The 22,361-nt window shown below is 65.1% G+C and carries 17 protein-coding genes and 1 pseudogene; 9 read left to right on the forward strand and 9 right to left on the reverse strand.

Translation table 11 applies throughout. From position 1 onward, the window contains the following. Positions 1-933, reverse strand: a 933-nt coding sequence (locus IN820_RS09175) for a SagB/ThcOx family dehydrogenase (RefSeq protein ID WP_193680681.1), incomplete at its 3' end; no start/stop codon positions are given. Positions 934-1,113: 180 nt separating this feature from the next. Next, positions 1,114-1,764 (reverse strand): hypothetical protein, encoded by a 651-nt coding sequence (locus tag IN820_RS09180; protein WP_193680682.1) that lies wholly within the window; start codon positions 1,762-1,764, stop codon positions 1,114-1,116. A gap of 216 nt (positions 1,765-1,980) precedes the next feature. Here IN820_RS09180 and IN820_RS09185 point away from each other — a divergent pair, with 216 nt between their 5' ends. Continuing rightward, positions 1,981-2,766, forward strand: a complete 786-nt coding sequence (locus IN820_RS09185) for a TSUP family transporter (RefSeq protein ID WP_193680683.1) — start codon at positions 1,981-1,983, stop codon at positions 2,764-2,766. On the opposite strand, the gene nudC is transcribed toward IN820_RS09185, so the two are convergent. The 7 genes from nudC to IN820_RS09220 all read right to left on the reverse strand — a co-directional run bounded on the left by nudC (position 2,734) and on the right by IN820_RS09220 (position 10,653). Continuing rightward, complete coding sequence (gene nudC, locus IN820_RS09190; protein ID WP_193680684.1) at positions 2,734-3,564, reverse strand: NAD(+) diphosphatase; 831 nt, start codon at positions 3,562-3,564, stop codon at positions 2,734-2,736. The genes IN820_RS09185 and nudC overlap by 33 nt on opposite strands. Next, positions 3,564-5,246 (reverse strand): ferrous iron transporter B, encoded by a 1,683-nt coding sequence (locus tag IN820_RS09195; protein ID WP_193680685.1) that lies wholly within the window; start codon positions 5,244-5,246, stop codon positions 3,564-3,566. Before IN820_RS09195 ends, nudC begins: the two co-directional genes overlap by 1 nt. A gap of 37 nt (positions 5,247-5,283) precedes the next feature. Then, positions 5,284-6,096, reverse strand: a complete 813-nt coding sequence (locus IN820_RS09200) for a crotonase/enoyl-CoA hydratase family protein (protein WP_193680686.1) — start codon at positions 6,094-6,096, stop codon at positions 5,284-5,286. Positions 6,097-6,278: 182 nt separating this feature from the next. Next, the gene (locus IN820_RS09205) at positions 6,279-8,531 is read right to left on the reverse strand and encodes an Orn/Lys/Arg family decarboxylase (protein WP_193680687.1); all 2,253 of its coding nucleotides are present in this window, start codon (positions 8,529-8,531) and stop codon (positions 6,279-6,281) included. 104 nt (positions 8,532-8,635) lie between these two features. Next, on the reverse strand, positions 8,636-9,361 hold the full coding sequence (gene dnaQ / locus IN820_RS09210; RefSeq protein ID WP_193680688.1) for a DNA polymerase III subunit epsilon: 726 nt from the start codon (positions 9,359-9,361) through the stop codon (positions 8,636-8,638). 14 nt (positions 9,362-9,375) lie between these two features. Then, positions 9,376-9,831, reverse strand: coding sequence for a ribonuclease HI (gene rnhA / locus IN820_RS09215; RefSeq protein ID WP_193680689.1), 456 nt, complete (start codon positions 9,829-9,831; stop codon positions 9,376-9,378). A 66-nt stretch (positions 9,832-9,897) separates the two neighbouring features. Further along, the gene (locus IN820_RS09220; RefSeq protein WP_193680690.1) at positions 9,898-10,653 is read right to left on the reverse strand and encodes a class I SAM-dependent methyltransferase; all 756 of its coding nucleotides are present in this window, start codon (positions 10,651-10,653) and stop codon (positions 9,898-9,900) included. 157 nt (positions 10,654-10,810) lie between these two features. On the opposite strand from IN820_RS09220, the gene gloB reads away from it, so the two are divergent. The 8 genes and pseudogenes from gloB to fabI all read left to right on the forward strand — a co-directional run bounded on the left by gloB (position 10,811) and on the right by fabI (position 21,911). After that, positions 10,811-11,590 carry a hydroxyacylglutathione hydrolase gene (gloB, locus tag IN820_RS09225; protein ID WP_193680691.1) on the forward strand — a complete coding sequence of 260 codons (780 nt, stop codon included), beginning with the start codon at positions 10,811-10,813 and terminating at the stop codon, positions 11,588-11,590. 101 nt (positions 11,591-11,691) lie between these two features. Beyond that, a complete protein-coding gene (locus IN820_RS09230; protein WP_193680692.1) occupies positions 11,692-13,248 on the forward strand; it encodes a lytic transglycosylase domain-containing protein in 1,557 nt (518 codons plus the stop codon). 407 nt (positions 13,249-13,655) lie between these two features. After that, positions 13,656-15,485 carry an extracellular solute-binding protein gene (locus IN820_RS09235; protein WP_193680693.1) on the forward strand — a complete coding sequence of 610 codons (1,830 nt, stop codon included), beginning with the start codon at positions 13,656-13,658 and terminating at the stop codon, positions 15,483-15,485. After that, positions 15,482-17,377 carry an extracellular solute-binding protein gene (locus IN820_RS09240; RefSeq protein ID WP_193680694.1) on the forward strand — a complete coding sequence of 632 codons (1,896 nt, stop codon included), beginning with the start codon at positions 15,482-15,484 and terminating at the stop codon, positions 17,375-17,377. The genes IN820_RS09235 and IN820_RS09240 overlap by 4 nt, the downstream gene beginning before the upstream one ends. 2 nt (positions 17,378-17,379) lie before the next feature. Next, complete coding sequence (locus IN820_RS09245) at positions 17,380-18,453, forward strand: microcin C ABC transporter permease YejB (RefSeq protein WP_193680695.1); 1,074 nt, start codon at positions 17,380-17,382, stop codon at positions 18,451-18,453. A gap of 1 nt (position 18,454) precedes the next feature. Next, positions 18,455-19,474 carry an ABC transporter permease gene (locus tag IN820_RS09250; protein WP_193680696.1) on the forward strand — a complete coding sequence of 340 codons (1,020 nt, stop codon included), beginning with the start codon at positions 18,455-18,457 and terminating at the stop codon, positions 19,472-19,474. Positions 19,475-19,490: 16 nt separating this feature from the next. Next, positions 19,491-21,098 (forward strand): annotated as a pseudogene (locus IN820_RS09255) (ABC transporter ATP-binding protein); the annotation flags it as partial. Positions 21,099-21,116: 18 nt separating this feature from the next. Beyond that, positions 21,117-21,911, forward strand: coding sequence for an enoyl-ACP reductase FabI (gene fabI / locus IN820_RS09260; RefSeq protein WP_193680697.1), 795 nt, complete (start codon positions 21,117-21,119; stop codon positions 21,909-21,911). The last annotated feature ends 450 nt before the right edge of the window (positions 21,912-22,361 follow it).

The following is a 22,361-nucleotide window of genomic DNA, read 5'->3' on the forward strand; positions in this document are numbered from 1 at the left end:
CACGACCGGGGCATCCTCGCGGCGGGTCGCCGCGGCTATCTCGGCGATGATCGGCCAGCGGTAAAGCGGATGCCGATCGATGCAGGAAGCCACGCCATACCAGCGCGCCGCCTGCGCCAGGGCATGCAGCTCGGCAACCGGCACAGGGGCCGGTACCGCTCCGCCAAGCCCCACCGCGAGCAGGATTTCCGCCTCCTCCCGCTCGGTATCCGGCAGGCGCTGGGCAGGAAACTCCTCCAGCCGATCCACCCCGGCAAGCCGCGCCAGGGTCGCGCTGCCGACCTGCGCCTGCTCCTGCAATCGCCAGCCAAGCACCGCTGCGGCATAGCGCAGCGTCCCAACCGCGTGGCCGATGTCCAGCTGGCAATAGCGAAAGGCCCGCTCGCCATATTTCCAGGCCTCGCGCCAGATGACCGAAGTCAACGTGATGGCCAGCCTGGGCGTGCTGGCTTCTACGGCATGCCGGGCCCGCAGCTCCAGTACGTGATCTTCGGGACGATAGTGGTAGAGGCCATTCTCCAGCCCCTCGATACCCGCGACCTGCAGATAGGCCTCGGTCGGATGCAGATTGCCGCTGGAGGGATTGGCCCGCACCGCCCAGCGATCGGGACCGAGGGATTTCCAGGCGGTGACCCCGAGGGAGAGTTGCAGCAAGGCGCCGATACCGTACAAGTCCGCCGGCAGGACCATGGCGCCTGCCGCATCCAGGGTCACGAACGGTCGTTGCAGCGCCTGATGCAGCGCGTTGCCGGCCGGCACGTCGGCAAGCAGTGGCAGCCTTATCGCTGGCGCGCCCTCGAAATGACGAAAGGGTGCGGGCTGCGCATCCCAGTCCAGCGTCTCCGGGCCGGCGGCATAACCCTCGAAACGGTGTTTGCTGCGCTGGTGATAGGCACGCACCGCGGCGTGTTCGGACAGATCCCGGCTTGGCATGGCTCGCTCATTCGATCATGACTGCACGGTAGCGTTGCAAGAGCGATACCAGCATGCGGAGCGCCGCGACATCGGGGCTCCAGGGAAGCTGGAGCCGAACCTTGTCGGGTTTGCGACACCCGCATGGCTCGACAGGGGAAAAGCATCCGCAATCGTCAGGACGGCTTTTTCGTCGACGAACTACCAATCCTTCAGCGCCTGGGTCGCCGCCGCGTTCATCGGCCTGGCCAGCAAACCGGTCGGCGCCAAGTCGATCGCATAGACCGCCCCATCGGCAATCGGCATGTAATTGACGCGCAACGCCTGCGCCTCGACGAACAACAGGTCGCGCTGGCCCAGCTGCAGCCATTTCCACGCATCCATGCCCAGCGGCTTGTCGGTCAGCACGGCCTGGCCGTAACGTGCGCGGTCCTGCTGTTCCACCGCCAGATAGCGTCCGGAGAGCCGCTCCAGTCGATAGCCCGACTCCAGCCCGATCAGTTCGGCCAGGTTTTTCCAGCGCAGCACATGCAGGTCGAGCTGCCACAGATCGCCCTCCAGAATCGCCGTGCGCTCCCCCTTGCCCTGCTGCTGCAACCTGACCTCGTAGCGCTGCGGCCCCTGGCTCTCGAAGCTCAAGGTAACCAGCGGTTCGTCAGTGGGCAGTGTCACGTAGCGGCTGACATCGTAGGCAGCCAAGCCGATCAACCCGGCGCAGGCGAGGACCAGAAAGCCGCAGCTACCGCGTAACCAGCCCAGCAACCAGCGGCCTCCCAGCAACAAGCGCAGCGCGACCAGCAACACGATCACCGCCAGTAGCGCGACCACGACCGCGAGCCCTAGATAGTGCATGACCAAGCGTCCTTTCCAGTGAGTGCGCCATTATCCGCAGCGCCAATCCGAGCGACCAGCACCGGCATGGGACGGCGATCACGAGTCGGCATTCTTCTTTGAGCACGCGAGACAAGCGCCCGAAGTGGCACTGGCACAAGTGCACATAATGACTATCGCTGCCCCCGTCGCGGCATTATCCTGCCATCCCCTGTCCCGCTGCTCATCGAGTCCCGCATGCCGTTCGCCCTCGAGCTCGCCTTGGAGCCCTCGACGCTGGCCATCCTGATCATGGTCGCCTTCACCGCCGGCTTCATCGATGCCATCGCCGGAGGCGGCGGGCTGCTCACCCTCCCCGCGCTGCTCACCGCCGGCCTGCCACCCCATCTGGTGCTGGGCACCAACAAGCTGTGCGCCACCTTCGGCGCGGCCACCGCCAGCTATACGTTCTACCGTCGCCGGCTGTTCGAACCCGCACTCTGGCGTCGCGCCCTGGCGGGGACCACCATCGGCGCGGTGCTGGGCGCCGCACTGGCGCAATTCATCCCGGCGAGCTGGCTGAACCAGGCCCTGCCACTGGTGGTATCCGCCTGCGGCGTCTATCTGCTGTTCAGCCATCTGCCAGCGACATCCGCCCCTGGCGCGCAGGCCATTGGCCGTAGGCGGCAATGGCCACAAAGCCTTTCACTGGGGTTCTACGATGGTGTCGCCGGGCCGGGTACGGGTGCCTTCTGGACCGTCAGCACCTTGCTGCTCTACCCCCTGGACCTGCTGCGCGCCAGCGGCGTGGCGAGAACGATGAACTTCGTCAGCAACGCGGTGGCATTGGCGGTGTTCATCATCGGCGGGCATGTGGCCTGGGTGCTCGGCATCGGCATGGGGCTGGCGCTGATGGCCGGCGCTTATCTGGGAGCGCATACGGCGATACGAGGTGGCTCCAGGTTCATCCGCCCGGTGTTCATTCTGGTGGTCCTGGCGATGAGCCTGCGCCTAGCCTGGCAACACTGGATCGGGGCGGCCTAGGCGACGGGCCAGATAGAGTTCGATCAGGTAGCGGGCGATGGACTGGCGCGCGGGCAGCGCCGGTAGCCGGTCGATGGAGAACCAGCGGGCATCCTCGATTTCCTCGGGCTGCGGGACGATCTCGCCGCCGGCGTATTCGGCGTGGAATCCCAGCATCAGCGAGTGTGGAAAAGGCCAGCCCTGGCTGGCGATGTATCGCGGCGTATGGATGGACACGCCGACTTCCTCACGCACCTCGCGCTCGACGCATTGCTCGACCGACTCGCCGGGCTCCACATAACCCGCCAGCGTGCTGTAGACGCCCGGCGCAAAGCGCGGCGAGCGCGCCAGCAACAGCTCGTCGCCACGCGTCACCAGGACGATCATGCTGGGTGAGAGCCGCGGATATTGCTGGGCGCCGCAGGCGGGACAGTACATCGCCCGCTCGTTCGCCCGCTGCTGCATCGCCGAGCCGCAACTGCCGCAGAAGCGATGCTGGCTGACCCAGGTGCCGATCTGCGCCGCATAGCCGAGCAGGCGAAACAGGTCATGGTCGCCGGCCTGCATGAACTGGCGCAACCCCTGCCAATGCGCGCCCGGCACCTCGGCGGGAAAATCCAGCTCGAAAAGAAACACCGCCTCGCCGTCGAAATAGCCCAGCCCCTGCTCGCTCAGCAAAGGCAACTGCAGGCGTTTCAACCAGTCCCGCGGGAACAGTGCACCGCTGCTGTCGAAAAGGAACTGTTGCCGGCAATGCACCACCGCCCAGCCCCCGGCAAGTGCGGGGTCGAGCAGGGCCGCTTGCCAGCGCAGGCTCATCAGGCCGCCACCGGCATGCCCAGGGCGCGCACGCTTTCGCTCGCCAGGTCGAGCACGCTTGCGCGCGAATCGTCACGCCGCAGCACGGCGCCGCCCTCCAGGTAATACTCCAGGCTGGTCAGGGCATCGGCGAGGGTTTCCAGCAACTGCTCGGGGGGCATCTGGTTCGACTCGAGCATCTGTTTCTGGATGAAATCGGCACAGGCGCCGATGAGCTCGGCGGCGCGTTCCTGTTCGAGGAAGCGCAATCCGCCCCGCACCGCCTGCAGGCTGAATGGCACGTTGGCCAGGTGCAGCTTCTCGCCATTGGACTCGAGGTAGGCGGTGATCGCGCGCTTGGCCAACGCCAGCCCCGCCGTCGCCTCGTCGATCACCACGATGCAGGCTTCGGTCAGCTGATGGTTGGCGAAGGCCTCCGCCTCCATACCGGGCTGCGCCACCTGCAGCTTGGCGTCGCGACGGTCGCCACGCTCCAGGCTGGCGACCATGCTTTCGACGTAGAGCACCGCGTCGGCGAGACGCTGAAGCGTTTCGGGCTGCGGCGCCTGCTCGTGACTCCAGCCGGAAACACCTCCCAGCTGCGCCTGCAACGTGCTCGCTGCCGAGGACAGGCCGACCATGCCCAGCGTCTTGGCCATCTTGCCCAGCAGGTTGTACAGGTTCGAATAGGCTTCGGCCTGGGCCGTGCCGCGCTCGATCAGGTCCAGCAGATCCTTGAGGCTGGCGAGCTCCTCGCGGATGGCCGAGGACAGCGAACGCATGACCGCCTGCCCAGGGCCCGCGAGGCGCTGGGATTCATCCTCGAGCAGGTGATCGGTAAACGGCAGCGAGCTCAGCGAAAAGACCTGGCGTACCTGACTGGCAAGCGGGCCACTGCTGTCCGCCAGGGCGACCACGTACAGCAGCTCCTTGAGCAGGCTGCGCGGCGCCTCGTATGTCGCATTGCCGATGAACTGTTTCAGCTCCCGGTCCAGCCGAGAGAACAGCTGCTTGCGCGACCTGCGCGGCAGCAACTGGCCATCCAGCTGGGCTTCGATCGCGGCGCTGCCGATCCAGCACAGGCGGCCGACCGGCGAATCGATGAACAGGTGGTCGAAACGACCGAGCGCCCGCCCCATCAGCTTCAGGCTGGCCGGCAGGTTCTCTTCGCGAATGAAACCGAGCAGACCGATCTGATACATCTGGCGCAGGCGTCGGACCTCGGCGGCGGATGCTCCGCCGGCCCGCGCCGGCGCCTCGATGGGCGGCCGCGCATGGTCGAGACGCACGCTGAAGAAGAAGCTCTCCGGCAACGGCGGCTGCGCGCCGGCCAGACGCAGGGTGTTGATGGCCGGCAGCAGCAGTTCGGGGATTTCCTGGCGGCTGGCGTCGACGCTTTCCAGGTAGCGGCGCAGCACGTACAGCGCATTGCTCAGGGCGGCGAGCTGGACGTCGCGGTCCTCCCCGGCGCCGACCGGTATGTCGGTCGCCAGTTGCAGTACTTCCTGCGCGAGCAGCTCCGCGCCGGTCAGCTCGATCAGGTTGAGCGTACCGCGCACCTGCTTGAGGTTCTCCACGGCCTGCTGCAGCAGGCCGCCATTATTGCGATCGATGATGAAGTGTTCGAGGCTCTGTTCCGCCTCTTCCATGGTGGCGAACAGCTCGTCGCGAACCAGGCCGAGTGAAGTAGCTCCAGTAACCATGCCTAGTGCGCCTCCCGCGCAAGGTTGAAGTGGCGCATCAGTCGGCGAAGTCCGGCTTCTGTTTGCTCATGTGTGCGGCGATGGCGACCTTGAGGTCCGCCGATTGCAGCATGGCGGCATTCCAGGTGGCGACGTATTCGAGACCGTCGTCGACACGGTGGTCGCGCATGTAGCGGATCATTTCCTTGGTGCCGCGGATCGCCACCGGCGACTTGCCGGCGATGTCACCGGCCAGGCCGAGCACCGCCTCCATCATCGCCTGCCGGTCGGCATAGGTACGGTTGACCAGACCGATGGCACGCGCCTCCTCGCCGTCGATGGTGCGCCCGGTGAACGCCAGTTCGCGCATCATGCCATCGCCGATGATGCGTGGCAGGCGCTGCAGGGTGCCCACGTCGGCCGCCATGCCCATGTCGATTTCCTTGATGGAAAACCTGGCATCCGTCGTGCTGTAGCGCATGTCGCACGCCGAGATCAGGTCGATCGCACCGCCCAGGCAATAGCCCTGGATCGCAGCGATGACCGGCTTGCGGCAGTTGTCCACGGCATTGAAGGAGGCCTGCAGGGCGAGAATCTTGCGGCGCAGTTGCTCGGCGTTGCGCCCCACCTCGCTGCCCAGCTGGCTACCGGCCTGCGCCAGCAGTTGCAGGTCGATGCCGGAGGAAAAATGCTGGCCGGCTCCGCTGAGGACTACGACGCGCACCTCGTCGGTGGCATCGATCCAGTCGAAGATATCGATGATTTCCGACCAGAAGTCGGCATTCATCGCATTGATCTTCTCGGGCCTGTTGATCACAACCTGGGCAATCTTGTCTGCCAACTCTACGCGGAAGGCTTTGTATTCGGTCACGCTATCATCCTCGACAGCAAGGGCGCATGGAAAGCATCGTGCAGGCGGCCTGCAGCGACGGTGGGCCACTATAACAAGCGGCACCGCGGCGGGTGAATGTCGATGCAGACGATGTGAAACAGGCCACGCCGCCTACCGCCCCACATTGTGGGCGTCACGGCGGAATACGCACGCGGCGAGATTCAGTCCTCACGAATGCAGTCGACGGTGTATTCGCCAGCGTTCACGCCGGGCTCGTGCTGCAACCCATGCACGTCGGCATCAAAACCGGGGAAACGCTCGGCGAAATCCCGGGCGAAGCGAAGATAATCCAGAATCGAGCGGGTCTCCCGGGTGAATCGCTCGCCCGGCATGATCAGCGGAATGCCCGGCGGATACGGCACCAGCATCACGGCGGCGATGCGCCCTTCCAGCGCTTCGATCGGCACGGCCTCGACCTCGCCGCGCACCAGCTTGTCATAGGCCTCCGAGGGCGTCATCGCCGGCTCGGGCAGCGCCGTGTACATCCGCCGCATGGCCCTGGCCGTGGCGTTTTCGCAATAGCAGGCATGCAGCGCATCGCACAGCTCGCGCAACCCCATGCCGGCGTAGACCGGCGCACCGCTGCGGGCAATCGAGGGCAAGGCCTCGACCAGCGGGATATTGGCATCGTAGTGGCGCTTGAATTCCAGCAGCTCGGTCAGCAGCGTGCTCCACTTGCCCTTGGTGATGCCCATCGAGAACAGCACCAGCATCGAATACAGGCCGGTCTTTTCCACCACCAGGCCCCGCTCCCAGAGGAACTTGCTGACCACCGCCGCGGGGATTCCGTTGCGCCCCAGCGCTCCCGAAGCCGTGAGACCGGGCGTGACCAGGGTGACCTTGATCGGATCGAGCAGGACATAATCGCTGGCGACCTCGCCGAAGCCATGCCAGTCTGCCGTCGGTTCGAGCAGCCAATCGGACGTCACCAGCGCCTCGGCGCCGTCCACCAGCGGCGGCTGCCAGATGCTGAACCACCAATCGTCCGGGTCGATGTGCTGGCGCAGATTGGCCAGCGCCCGGCGGAAGCTCAGCGCTTCGTCGAAGGTCTCCTGGATCAGCGAGCGGCCGGCCGGCCCCTCCATCATCGCCGAAGCCACGTCCAGGGACGCCAGGATGCCGTACTGCGGCGAGGTGGAGATGTGCATCATGAAGGCCTCGTTGAAGCGATCGCGGTCCAGTTGGCGGGTCTGGCTGTCCAGCACATGGATCATCGACGCCTGGCTGAAGGCCGCCAGCAGCTTGTGCGTCGAGTGGGTGGTGAACACCAGCGGCCCCTGCTCGCGCGTGTCCATGCCGTAGCGGCCATCGTAGAACTCGTGGAACGCCGCATAGGCGTACCAGGCCTCGTCGAAGTGCAGCACCTCGACGCTGTCGGCCAGGGTGCGCTTGATCAGGTTGGCGTTGTAGCAGAGGCCGTCGTAGGTAGAATTGGTCACCACCGCCAGCTTGACCTTCGCCGGCCGCCCGCGCGCCAGCGGATTGGCGGCGATCTTCGCCTGGATCGATTCGTGGCTGAACGCCTCGAGCGGGATCGGCCCGATGATGCCCAGCTCGTTGCGTGCGGGACTCATGTAGAGCGGTATCGCGCCGGTCATGATGATCGCGTGCAGGATGGACTTGTGGCAGTTGCGATCCACCAGCACCAGGTCGCCGCGCGCCACCATCGAGTGCCAGACGATCTTGTTCGCCGTCGAGGTGCCGTTGATCACGAAGAAGGTGTGGTCGGCGCCGAAATTGCGCGCCGCACGCGCTTCCGCCGCTGCCAGCGGCCCGGTGTGGTCGAGCAGCGAGCCGAGTTCCGGCACCGAGACCGAGAGGTCCGAGCGCAGCGTGTTCTCGCCGAAGAACTGGTGAAAGGCCTGCCCGACAGGGCTCTTGCGATAGGCCACGCCGCCGCCGTGGCCGGGCGTGTGCCAGGAATAGTTGGACTCGCCGGTATGCTGCACCAGGGCGCGGAAGAACGGCGGCAGCAGGTCCTCGAGGTAATTGCGGGCCGCCCGGGCGACCTGCCGTGCGAGAAACGGCACGGTGTCCTCGTACAGATAGAGCAGCCCGCGCAGTTCGTTGAGATCGGCCATCGCCTCGGCCGGCGCGTTCTCGATGGTGACCTGCTCGCCCAGCGCGAAGATCGGCAGCCGTGGCGCGCGGCGCCGGGCCACCCGGATCAGCTCCACCACGTCGTGCAGCAGCCGCTGGTTGTCGCCGGCGCCTTCGGCCGCGACCAGGATGCAGGCCAGGCCATGGTGGGTCGAAGCGACGATGCGGCCCTCGCTGGAGCTTGCCGTGGGCAGGATGGTGAAGCCGTCGCGCTCCAGTTCCGAGGCGATGCCGCGTACCCGTTCGCCGGCCACGGTGTCGGCCTTGATGTCGCGATGAACGATGAGGATGGGGAATTTCAGGTCTTTATACATGCGCGCTCTCTGCGGACGATCCACCTACAGGGTAGAAGCGTCCGCGGCAAAGCGACAGCGCACTGCGCCCGCTCGGACCAGCGAGCGAGACCGGAAGAGAAGCCTCAGCTTTCCAACTGCAGCCACAGGGGGGGCGCCCCGGCCGCCTTTTCGATGGCGGCCATGCGCACCATGTGCGCCGCGGCCTCTTCTTCGCTGGCGCGCAGCACGGCGGTGCGCGGCCGGTCCGCCGGCAGACGACGAATCGGGCTGGGCTGCGGACGGCCGCCATCAGAGCTCTCGCCATCGCCAGCCAGCGACAGATTGGTCTGGCCACCGGTCATGGTCAGCCAGACGTCGGCGAGAATCTCCGCATCGAGCAAGGCGCCGTGCAGGTCGCGGCCGGAGTTGTCGACGCCGTAGCGCTTGCACAGGGCGTCGAGGTTGTTGCGCTGGCCCGGATGACGCTCGCGCGCCATCAGCAGGGTGTCGAGCACCGTGCAATGGTCGGTGATCTCCGCCCGCTCCTGCTGGCCGAGCAGGGCGAACTCGTTGTTGATGAAGCCGATATCGAACGCCGCGTTGTGGATGACCAGCTGTGCGCCCGCGATGAACTCGAAGAACTCGTCGGCGACGTCGCGGAAACGCGGCTTGTCGAGCAGGAACTCGTTGGTGATGCCGTGGACGGCGATCGCCCCCTCGTCCACTTCGCGGTCGGGCTGCAGATAGACGTGATAATGCCGGCCGGTCAGGCGGCGGCCGATGACCTCGACACAGCCGATCTCGATGATGCGGTGGCCATCGGTTACCGGCATGCCGGTGGTTTCGGTATCGAGCACTACGCTGCGCATACGGTTTCGCTCACTTACACAATCGGTTGTCGTTTGGCCTGTACCACGCCGCGATTGGCCAGCAGATCGGCCTGCTCGTTGCCCGGATGGCCGGTATGGCCACGGACCCACTCCCAACTCACCTCATGACGGCCGACCTGCTCATCGAGCTGTCGCCAGAGGTCGGCATTCTTCACCGGCTGCTTGCTGGCGGTTTTCCAGCCGCGCTTCTTCCAGTTCGGCATCCAGTCGTTGATGCCCTGCATGACGTATTGCGAGTCGGTGATCAGGCGTACCTTGCAAGGCCGCTTGAGCTCGGCGAGCGCGCGAATGGCAGCCATCAGCTCCATACGATTGTTGGTGGTGTCCGCCTCGCCGCCCCAGAGCTCGCGCTTGACGCCCTTATAGATAAGCAGAGCGCCCCAGCCGCCCGGGCCGGGATTGCCCTTGCAGGCACCGTCTGTGTAGATTTCGACCCAATCGTCGCTCATGAAGATTACTTGCCCTGTCTATCAGGTCGTGGCGGCCGACGGCGAGGTCGAAATGCACGGCAGCGGCTATTCTGCGTCGCGTCGGCTGACCTTCGCCACCGGCATCGGCAGCAATTGCCCCATGCGCTCGCGACGCTGCTGGCGCAATGGCCGCAGACCGATCATCAGCTTGCGCGCCACCAGCAGATAGAAGCCGCCGGTCGGCGCCTGCAACCGCTGCCCCAGCGTTTCGAGCCGCGACAGACGCGCCTGCCACTCGTTCGAAGAAAGCGGCGGACAATAGCACCCGAAGCGACGTTTCTCCAGCGCGAATCCCAGCAGATTCAGCCAGTCGCCCACCCGCGAGGGACGAATGCAGCGCGCCTGGCGGAGCGCCTCGCGCGATACCAGATGGCGCATGCCCCAGGCGCTCCAGGGATTGATGCCGACGATCAGCAGATGCCCACCGGGGCGCACGCCGCGCGCGGCTTCACGCAGCAATCCATGCGGCGAAAGGCTGAAGTCCAGCGCGTGCTGCAGCACCACCACATCGGCGGCATGCTCGCCGAGCGGCCAGGCCTGCTCCTCGCACTGAATCTCCACGCCAGGCAACGGCGCGCCGAGGCGAACGCTGCGCTTGATGTTCTGCGGTTCCACCGGCGCTCCGCCGAACGGGCCGTTGTGCACCAGGTAACTGCCGAAACAGCGGCTCAGCTCCTCGCTCAGCACACGCTGTTCCTGCGCCAGCAGCTGCTGCCCCTGGGGCCCCTCGAACCAGAGGCTGGCCTGGTCGATCAGCGACAGCCAGGGATCGCAGCCTTGGGGGGATGGTTGATCATTCATCGCTTGGCTCCGTTCGTCGCGCGGGTCCGCTCGACGATGAGTTCGCTCGGGTTCGACTTTTCCATGGCCGCTGCTCCCGTTTCGTCGCGGGCCGGCTTGCTACGAAACATCGACAGGTCCTAGGATGCGCCTTTGTCACAGACTTGGCGACCCGCCCATGTTGAAGATCGAAGCCCTTCCCGCCTTCACCGACAACTACATCTGGTTGCTCCAGGACGACGTCACCCGCCAATGCGCCGCGGTCGACCCCGGCGACGCCGCGCCCGTTCTGGCATGGCTGCAAGCCCACCCCGGCTGGCAACTGAGCGATATTCTGGTGACGCATCATCATCACGACCATGTCGGCGGTGTGCAACGACTCAAGGCGGATACCGGCGCCCGGGTTTACGGGCCCGCCGCCGAGAACATTCCGGCCCGCGACGAGGCGCTCGGCGACAACCAGCATATCCAGGTGCTCGGACACGACCTACAGGTCATCGCCGTTCCCGGGCACACACTCGGGCATATCGCCTACTTCCATGCCGATGCCGAACACCCCTGGCTGCTCTGTGGCGACACCCTGTTCGCCGCCGGCTGCGGCCGCCTGTTCGAGGGTAGCGCCGCACAGATGTTCGATTCGCTGCAGCGTCTGGCCAGCACGCCCGACAACACACTCATCTATTGCACCCACGAATACACGCAGAGCAACCTGCGCTTCGCCCAGGCCGTCGAACCGGGCAATCGGCAGATCGCCGAGCGAGTGCGGACGGTCGCCGAGTGGCGGGCGGCGGATCGCATCAGCCTGCCCACCACGCTGGAAATCGAGCGGGCCACCAATCCCTTCCTGCGCAGCGGCATCGCGGCGGTTCGCGAAGCGGCCAGGCAGCACAGCGGCAGCCGTCTGGACAGCGATGTCGAGGTCTTCGCGGCCCTGCGCGCCTGGAAAGATCGATTCTGACAAGGTCGACGAGTTCCCGAAACGGGACGGGCAAACTTGACCCCACCTGGGTGCGTTCCTAGAATCCCCGGAATTTTTGTTCCAGGGGAAGTCTCCAGCCAATGCCGCCAGCTCCCAAGAAACGCCACGAACCGGACGCCTTGGCAGCCTCTGGTCGTGCATTGGCCCTCGCCATCTGCGTAGCCCTAGCGGGCTGTCAAAGCAATGCTTTGCGCGACGATTCGCTCGAACAGCCGGGGCGCCCGACGGTATCGGTGGCGCAGGACCCCATCTGGCTGACCGACGAGACCGTCATCACCGCGCACAAGGACATCTGGGAGCGCATCCGCGAAGGCTACAAGCTTCAGGAACACCTCGAAAGCAACCCCCGAATCGAGCAGCAGCGCCTGCTGTTCGCCAGCCACCCCAACTCCATAGAGATCGCCAGCGAGCGCGGCAGCCCCTACATCCATTACATCGTCGAACGGCTGGAAGAGCGCGACATGCCGCTCGAGCTGGCGCTGCTGCCGATCATCGAGAGTTCCTACGACCCCTTCGCCTATTCACCCGCGCACGCCGTAGGGCTCTGGCAGTTCATCCCCTCCACCGGCCGCCATTTCAACCTACGACAGACCAATTGGTACGACGGACGCCGAGACATCACCGCTTCGACGAACGCCGCCTTGCGCTACCTGAGCTACCTGCATGGCCTGTTCAATGGCGACTGGCTGCTGGCCCTGGCGGCCTACAATGCCGGCGAGGGCACCGTCAGCCGGGCGATCGAGCGCAACCAGAAACTCGGCCTGCCAACCGATTACTGGAACCTGCCGCTGCCGCGCGAAACCCGCGACTACGTACCGAAGCTGCTGGCGCTGTCCCAACTGATCAAGGCGCCCGAGGCCTATGGCATCAATCTCAACCCGATCGCCAACGAACCCTATTTCGAGGTCATTGCCCTCAAGCAGCGCATGGACCTGGCGCGCGTCGCCAAGCTGGCGGATCTCGACGAGGACGAGCTGTACCAGTTGAACCCGGCCTTCACCCGCCGCATCACCCTGGACGGCCCGCAGCAGTTGCTGGTGCCGCTGGAGAAGGCCGAGATGCTGGCGGCCAACCTGGCATTGATGAAGCCGCAGGAGCTGGTCGACTGGCAGCAGTACCGGGTGCGTGCCGGCGATACGCTGGGCGCCATCGCCAACCGGCACCACCTGACGGTCAGCATCATTCGCGACGTCAACCGGCTGAACAACGATACGTTGCGCATCGGCCAGGTACTCAGCCTGCCGACCAGCAGCGACGCCAGCGCCTCGCGCGAGTTGCTGCATGCGGTGGCACGGCAGCCCGCCGCCACGCCACGCAGCTATCGGGTCAAGTCCGGCGACAACCTCTGGGACATCGCCAAGGCCCAGCGCGTCTCGGTACGCGACCTGCAGCGCTGGAACAACCTCTCCGGCAGCCAGCTCAAGGTGGGCCAGGCGCTGTTCCTGCAAGGGCCGGCCGCCACCACGGCGAAGGCTGAAGGCGACTCGCCGACCTATTACAAGGTGCAGAAAGGCGACTCGCTGTCCCAGATCGCCAAGCGTTTCAACGTTCAGTTGAACAATCTGAAGATCTGGAATCCGAAAGGCACGGAAGTATTGCGCCCCGGCCAGTTGCTCACCCTCTACCTGCCGAACTGATCCCTGGCTCACTCTTGGCGGCGAGGATCTGGAGCCTTGTGGCCTTGTAGGGTGGGCTTCAGGCAAAGCCCGGGGGGCTTGTAGGCGCCCGCTTGCGGGCGATCCGCCGCAACGCCGATGATCGCCGGCAAGGACTCGGCGTCCCCCCGGGCTCCTACGGGCGCGGTGTGCACATGCTGCCTTTCTGGGAGAGTGACCTGAGGCGATATGCTGGTCCAGGTGGGCTGAAGCCCACCCTACCGCCCCGCCTCGACAGCTGGTGCAGACATAGCCTTCGGAAAGCCACCTGCCAGGGGCGTTCGCATACCCATGGCAGGCAGTTTGTCCGGTCTTTTTCCTGCGCATACAAGCTGTTACTGTACCGGCCCGAGAAGCCCGAAAGCGCCATGGATCGGATTCCCCGCCCGATGCGATTCCTGCCCCTGTTACTAGCCTGTCTGGCCTTGAGCTTTCCCGCCCTCGCGACCATCAGCGAAAGCCATGGTTATGCGCAGTTCGGTACTCTCAAGTATCCAGCGTCCTTCACCCACTTCGACTGGGTGAATCCGCGTGCGCCCAAGGGCGGGCGGGTCAAGCTGATGGCATCCGGAACCTTCGACACCCTCAATCCCTACACCTTCAAGGGCACCAGCCCGAGCGCAGCCCCCGGCTTCCTGCAGTACGGCATCAGCGAACTGAACGAGCCGCTGATGGTCGGCACCGGCATCTACGATCCCTCCGGAGACGAGCCCGCCTCCAGCTACGGGCTGATCGCCGAGTCGGTGGAGTACAGCGACAACCACAGCTGGGTGGTCTTCAACCTGCGCAAGGAGGCCCGCTTCCACGACGGCAAGCCGATCACCGCCTACGACGTGGCGTTCTCCTACCGGCTGCTGATCCGCGACGGCCATCCGCAATACCGCACCAACCTGCGAGGCGTGGCGCGTGTCGACATCCTCAACCGCCATCGCATCCGCTTCGTCTTCGAGCAGGCCGACAACCCCTTGCTGATCATGCGTCTCGGCGAACTGCCGGTGCTGCCGCAGCACTACTGGAAGAATCGCGACTTCCAGGCCACCACCTTCGAGCCGCCACTGGGCAGCGGCCCCTACCGTATCACCCGGGTGCAGCCCGGGCGGCAGGTGGTGTTCGAGCGCGTGCGCAACTGGTGGGGCGCCAAGCTGCCGGCCAACCAGGGCAAATACAATTTCGACCGGATCGACGTAGAGTTCTACCGGGACAACGTGGTCGCCTTCGAGGCCTTCAAGGTCGGTGAATTCGACTTCTACATCGAACATCAGGCGAAGAACTGGGCGAACGGCTACCAGTATCCAGCGGTGATGCGCGGCGACGTCATCCGTGCCGAGATTCCCCACCAGATTCCGACCCAGACGCAAGCGCTGTTCATGAACAACCGCCGCCCGGCCTTTGCCGATATCCGCGTCCGCGAAGCCCTGGGCCTGATGTTCGATTTCGAATGGACCAACCGGGCGCTGTTCTACGGGGCCTACCGCCGCAGTGAGAGCTACTACCCCAACAGCGACTTCACCGCCACCGGCAAACCCGAGGGCGGCGAATGGCTGCTGCTCTCGCCCTACCGCAACCAGTTGCCGGCCAAGCTGTTCACCGAGCCCTTCGCGCTGCCGAAAACCGATGGGCGCGGAATCCCGCGCGAAACCTTGCGCCGCGCCCTCGGCCTGCTCGCCGAGGCCGGCTGGAAGACCTCGGATGCGGGCCTGCTGAACGGCACCGGACAGCCGCTGCGCTTCGAGATCCTGCTGGTTAATCCGCGACTGGAGCGAATCCTCCAGCCTTACGTGGAGAACCTGGCCCGCATCGGCATCCAGGCCAACCTGCGCACCGTCGACGGCGCGCAGTACAAGCAACGGCTCGACCACTACGACTACGACATGATCCTGATGACCCTGGCGCAGAGTCTGAGCCCGGGCATCGAACAGTACCTGTATTTCCATTCCAGCCAGGTCGATGTCAAAGGCGGGCGCAATTATGCCGGCATCGCCAACCCCATCGTCGACGACCTGCTGGCCAGGCTACTGGCCGCGCAGACTCGCGACGAACAGGTGGCCGCAGCACGGGCGATCGACCGCGTGCTGTTGTGGAACCACTACACCATTCCGAACTGGTTCATCAGCAACCACCGCCTGGCGTATCGTAACCGGTTCGCCCACGTCACCACGCCGCCCTACACGCTGGGGCTGCGCGCCTGGTGGCTGAAGAGCTTGGAGAAGGCCAAATGAACGACCACATGCGCCACCCGCTGCTTCGCGCCGGCCTGCTGGGCCTGCTCTGCCTGGCGGGGCTCGCCGAGGCGGCTCCCCGCCATGCCCTGACCCTGTACGACGAGAAACCGAAGTATCCGGCCAATTTCAGCCATTTCGAATACGTCAACCCGGACGCCCCGAAAGGCGGCACATTGCGCCAGGCCGGCTTCGGCAGCTTCGACTCGCTCAACCCCTTCATCAACAAGGGCGTCGCAGCGGACGACATCGGCCTGATCTACGACACCCTGACCACCAATAGCCTGGATGAACCCTTCACCGTCTACGGGCTGCTGGCCGAGAAGATCGAGAAAGGCCCGAACAACAGCTGGGTACGCTTCCACCTGCGTCCTCAAGCGCGTTTTCACGACGGCGAACCGGTAACGGCCGAAGACGTGGTCTTCACCTTCGAAACCCTGATGAGCCAGGGGGCTCCGCACTACCGCGGCTACTATGCCGACGTGGCGAAGGTCGTGGCGGAAAGCCCGCGCCGCGTGCGCTTCGATTTCAAGCATGCCGGCAATCGCGAACTGCCCTTGATCCTCGGCCAACTACCGGTGCTGCCCAAGCACTGGTGGGCCGAGCGTGACTTCGCTTCGGGGAACCTGGAGCCGCCGCTGGGCAGTGGGCCGTACCGCGTGGAACGCGTCCAGGCCGGCCGCTCGATTCGCTATGCGCGCGTCGAGGACTACTGGGGCAAGGATTTGCCGGTAAACCGCGGTTTCTACAATTTCGACCACCTGACCTTCGACTACTACCGCGACAATACCGTGGCACTGCAGGCGTTCAAGGCGGGCCACTTCGACTACTGGTTCGAAACCAGCGCGAAGAACTGGGCAACCGCCTACGACATCGACGCGGTCAGGGACGGCCGGATCGCCAAGGAAGAGATCGCCAACCACAACCCTACCGGCATGCAGGGCTTCATCTTCAACATCCGCCGCCCGCAATTGCAGGATCGCCGCGTGCGGGAGGCGCTGGGGCTGCTGTTCGACTTCGAATGGACCAATCGCCAGTTGTTCAACGGCGCCTATAGCCGCACCCGCAGCTATTTCGACAATTCCGAACTCGCCTCTTCCGGACTGCCCGACAAGGAAGAGCTCAAGGTGCTGGAACCGCTGCGTGGCCAGATCCCGGACGAGGTGTTCGAAAAGCCCTTCGAGCTGCCCCGTTCCGAGGCCAACGGCGTGATCCGCGAGCAACAACGCCAGGCATACCGCCTGCTGACCGAGGCCGGCTGGAAGGTCGAGAACGATCGGATGGTCGATGCCAACGGCAAGCCGGTGAAACTGGAGTTCCTCCTGGTGCAGGCCGAGTTCGAGCGGGTCCTGCTGCCCTACAAGCGCAACCTCGCGGACCTCGGCATCGAGCTGGAGATTCGCCGGGTGGACGTCTCGCAGTACATCAACCGGCTGCGCTCGCGCGATTACGACATGATCGTCAGCGGCTTCGGTCAGTCCAACTCGCCGGGCAACGAGCAGCGTGAATACTGGCATTCGGCGAGTGCCGACAATCCCGGCAGCCGCAATTTCATCGGCCTCAAGGACCCGGCGATCGACACGCTGGTCGAGCGGCTGATCGGCGCCGATTCGCGCCGGGAACTGATCACCTACACCCGCGCCCTGGACCGCGTGCTGCTCTGGGGGCACTACGTGGTGCCCAACTGGCACATCAAGACCTGGCGGGTGGCCTACTGGAACCACCTCGCCCATCCGGCCGTCACGCCGAAGCAGGACATCGGCCTGATGACCTGGTGGCGCAAGCCCGACGCAGCCGCTCCCGCCGCCGATCCGGTGGAAGCGCAGAAGGCCGGGAAAGCCGGCGCACCCGCGCCTGCGGCCACGCCCGATGACACCGAGGCGGAGCGCTGAGCATGCTGGCCTACATCCTTCGCCGATTGCTGCTGATCATTCCCACCCTGTTCGGCATCCTGCTGATCAATTTCGTCATCATCCAGGCCGCGCCCGGCGGTCCCGTGGAGCAGGCGATCGCCAAGCTCGAGGGCTTCGAAGGTGCCACCAGCCGTATCGCCGGCGGCGGTTCGGAGGTGGCGGTGGCAGGCACCAGCTATCGCGGTGCCCAGGGGCTGGACCCCGAACTGGTCGCCGAGATCGAGCGTCTCTACGGCTTCGACAAGCCGCCGGCGGAGCGTTTCTGGATCATGCTCAGCAACTACCTGCGGCTGGATTTCGGCGAGAGCTTCTTCCGCGACGCCAAGGTGACCGACCTGATCGTCGAGAAGATGCCGGTCTCGATCTCGCTGGGGCTCTGGAGCACGCTGATCATGTACCTGGCCTCGATCCCGCTGGGGATCGCCAAGGCCACGCGCCACGGCAGCAAGTTCGACGTCTGGACCAGCTCGGCGATCATCGTCGGCTACGCGATTCCGGCGTTCCTCTTCGCCATCCTGCTGATCGTGCTGTTCGCTGGCGGCAGTTACTGGAACTGGTTTCCGCTGCGCGGATTGACCTCGGCGAATTTCGACGACCTCACCCTGGGCGGCAAGATCATCGACTATTTCTGGCACCTGGCATTGCCCGTCACCGCCCTGGTGATCGGCAACTTCGCGACCCTCACGCTGCTGACCAAGAACAGCTTTCTCGACGAGATCAACAAGCAGTACGTGATCACGGCACGGGCCAAGGGCTTGAGCAAGAATCGCGTGCTTTACGGGCACGTGTTCCGTAACGCCATGCTGATCATCATCGCCGGCTTCCCGGCTGCCTTCATCGGCATGTTCTTCACCGGCTCGCTGCTGATCGAGGTGATTTTCTCCCTCGACGGGCTCGGCCTGCTGAGCTTCGAGGCAGCGATCAACCGCGACTATCCGGTGGTGTTCGGCACCCTCTTCCTCTTCACCCTGCTCGGACTGGTGGTAAAGCTGATCGGCGACCTGACCTACACCCTGGTCGACCCGCGCATCGATTTCGAAAGCAGGGAGGCCTGACATGCAGTTGTCCCCCCTCAACCGGCGGCGTCTCGCCCTGTTCAAGGCGCACAAGCGTGGCTGGTGGTCGCTGTGGATCTTCCTCGCCTTGTTCGTCTTCAGCCTCGGCGCGGAAATCATCGCCAACGACAAGCCGATCGTGGTGCGCTACGACGGCGAGTGGTTCTTCCCGGTGTTCAAGCGCTACCCGGAGACGGCCTTCGGCGGCGAGTTCCCGCTGCAGGCCAACTACAAGAGCCCCTACATTCAGGAGCTGATCGCCGAGAAGGACGGCTGGATGATCTGGCCGCTCATCCCCTTCAACTATTCGAGCATCAACTACGAGCTGCAGGTACCCGCACCGGCACCGCCCTCGCTGGTCAACTGGCTGGGTACCGATGACCAGGGCCGCGACGTGCTGGCCCGGGTCATCTACGGCTTCCGCATCTCGGTGCTGTTCGCCCTGACGCTGACGCTGATCAGCTCCGTGATCGGTGTGGTCGCAGGGGCACTGCAGGGCTTCTACGGCGGCTGGGTCGATCTGGTCGGCCAGCGTCTGCTGGAGATCTGGTCCGGCCTGCCGGTGCTCTACCTGCTGATCATCCTCGCCAGCTTCGTCCAGCCGAACTTCTGGTGGCTGCTGGGCATCATGCTGCTGTTCTCCTGGATGAGCCTGGTGGACGTGGTCCGCGCCGAGTTCCTGCGCGGGCGCAATCTGGAATACGTGCGCGCCGCCCGCGCGCTGGGCATGCAGAACGGCGCGATCATGTTCCGCCATATCCTGCCCAATGCCATGGTCTCCACCATGACCTTCATGCCGTTCATCCTCACCGGCGCCATCGGCACCCTGACCGCGCTGGACTTCCTCGGCTTCGGCCTGCCGGCCGGCTCGCCGTCGCTGGGCGAACTGGTCGCCCAGGGCAAGGCCAACCTGCAGGCGCCCTGGCTGGGCATCAGCGCCTTCCTGGTGCTGGCGATGATGTTGACCCTGCTGGTGTTCATCGGGGAGGCGGCGCGCGATGCCTTCGACCCAAGGAAATAAGATGGCCGAGAATCCGATTAGCGAGAACCTGGTCGAAGTCCGCGACCTGGCCGTCGAGTTCGTCACCGGCGACCAGGCCCAGCGCGTCGTCGAGGGCGTGAGTTTCGACATCCGCCGGGGCGAGACCCTGGCGCTGGTCGGCGAAAGCGGCTCGGGCAAATCGGTCACCGCCCATTCGATCCTGCGCCTGCTGCCCTACCCGCTCGCCCGCCATCCCCAAGGGCAGATCATGTTCCACGGCCAGGACCTGCTCCAGGCCGACGAAAAGGCCATGCGCAAAATCCGTGGCAACCGCATCGCCATGGTCTTCCAGGAACCGATGACCTCGCTCAACCCGCTGCATACCGTGGGCAAGCAGATCAACGAGGTGCTGGAGATCCACAAGGGGCTGCGCGGCAAGGCCGCCTCCGCCCGCACGCTCGAGCTGCTCGAACTGGTGGGCATCCCCGAGCCGCGCAAGCGCATCCGCGCCTATCCGCACGAACTCTCCGGCGGCCAGCGGCAACGGGTGATGATCGCCATGGCGCTGGCCAACGAGCCCGAACTGCTGATCGCCGACGAACCGACCACGGCGCTGGACGTCACCGTGCAGTTGAAAATCCTCGAACTGCTGAAGGAACTGCAGGCACGTCTGGGCATGGCGCTGCTGCTGATCAGCCACGACCTCAACCTGGTCCGGCGAATCGCGCACCGGGTATGTGTCATGCAGCGCGGTCGCGTCGTCGAACAGGCGTCGTGTGAAGAACTGTTCCGCTCACCCCGGCATTCCTACACCCAGGAATTGCTCGCGGCCGAGCCCAGTGGCGGTCCCGTGGCGGTCGAGCAAGCGCCGCCACTGCTGGAAGTGGACGACCTGCGCGTGTGGTTCCCGATCAAGAAGGGGCTGCTGCGGCGCACCGTCGACCACATCAGGGCGGTCGACGGCGTGAACTTCAGCCTACCCAGGGGGCAGACGCTGGGTATCGTCGGCGAAAGTGGCTCAGGCAAGTCCACGCTGGGCCTGGCCATCCTGCGACTGCTCGCCAGTCGCGGGGACATCCGCTTCCAGGGCCAGCAACTGCAGGGCCTGTCGCAGCGCGCGGTGCGCCCGTTGCGCCGGCAGATGCAGGTGGTCTTTCAGGATCCCTTCGGCAGCCTGAGCCCGCGCATGTCGGTCGGGCAGATCATCGGCGAGGGATTGCGCATCCATCGGATGGGGAATGCGGCGGAGCAGGAACAGGCAATCATCGACGCACTCGTGGAGGTGGGTCTCGATCCGGATACCCGGCATCGCTATCCCCACGAGTTTTCCGGCGGACAACGGCAACGCATTGCCATTGCCCGGGCTCTGGTGTTGAAGCCGGCGCTGATCCTGCTCGACGAGCCGACCTCCGCGCTCGACCGAACGGTACAGCGCCAGGTGGTGGAGCTCCTGCGTTCACTGCAGGCCAAGTACAACCTGACCTACCTGTTCATCAGCCATGACCTGGCGGTGATCAGGGCACTGAGTCACCAGATGATGGTGGTCAAACAGGGTCAGGTGGTGGAACAGGGGGCGGCCGCAGCAATTTTCGCCGCGCCGCGACATCCATATACACAGCAGCTGCTGGAATCCGCCTTTCTGGCGCCCGGCACTGAAGACAACCAGAAGAGGGACAAGCACATGGGTTTTCTCACCGGCAAGCGCGTACTGATCGTCGGCGTTGCCAGTAAACTGTCGATCGCCTCGGGCATCGCCGCGGCCATGCATCGCGAAGGTGCAGAACTGGCTTTCACCTACCAGAACGACAAGCTCAAGGGCCGCGTCGAGGAATTCGCTGCCGGCTGGGGTTCCAGCCCCGAGCTGTGCTTCCCCTGCGACGTCGCCAACGATGAAGACATCGCCCGCGTGTTCGAAGAACTGAGCAAGAAGTGGGACGGTCTGGACTGCATCGTGCACTCCGTCGGCTTCGCCCCGGGCGACCAGCTCAACGGCGACTTCACCGAAGTGACCACCCGTGAAGGCTTCAAGATCGCCCACGACATCAGCGCCTACAGCTTCGTCGCCCTGGCCAAGGCCGGCCGCGAGATGATGAAGGGCCGCAACGGCAGCCTGCTGACCCTCTCCTACCTGGGTGCCGAGCGCACCATGCCCAACTACAACGTCATGGGCATGGCCAAGGCCAGCCTGGAAGCCGGGGTTCGCTACCTGGCCGGCAGCCTCGGCCCGGAAGGCACCCGCGTCAACTGCATCTCCGCCGGCCCGATCCGCACCCTGGCCGCCTCCGGCATCGCCAGCTTCCGCAAGATGCTCGCGGCCAACGAAAAGCAGACCCCGCTGCGCCGCAACGTCACCATCGATGAAGTCGGCAACGCCGGCGCCTTCCTCTGCTCCGACCTGGCCTCGGGCATCAGCGGCGAGATCCTCTACGTCGACGGCGGCTTCAACACCACCGCGATGGGCACGCTCGAAGACTGACGTTCCAGCGCGAGCCATAAAAAACCCGCATTCGCCTGCGGGTTTTTTTATGGCTCTGTCCGAGTTGGCTGTTGCGGATAGACGTATCCCTGTAGAGCGGGCCATGTCCGCGAATATTCCAGCGCGCAAAGCTTCGCGGGCACGGCCCGCTCCTACGGACGTTCAGCCTTGTAGGGTGGGCTTCAGCCCACCACGTGTTCGGCAAGGCCCGGGGGGCTTGTAGGCGCCCGCTTGCGGGCGATCGCCGCAACGCCGATGATCGCCCGCAAGGACTCGGCGTCCCCGGGCTCCTACGGACGCGGTGTGCACAGGCGGCTTTCTCGGGGCTGTACCCTGTTTGCTGCGCGACAGCGCCGCGACGAAGACGCGCAGGCGCCTCCTACAACAAGTTAACAAAAACCAGACAGCCTTGTAGGGTGGGCTTCAGCCCACCACGTGTTCGGCAAAGCC

The sequence above is a fragment of the Pseudomonas lopnurensis genome, from assembly GCF_015070855.1.
In the GTDB taxonomy this organism is placed as follows: domain Bacteria; phylum Pseudomonadota; class Gammaproteobacteria; order Pseudomonadales; family Pseudomonadaceae; genus Stutzerimonas; species Stutzerimonas lopnurensis.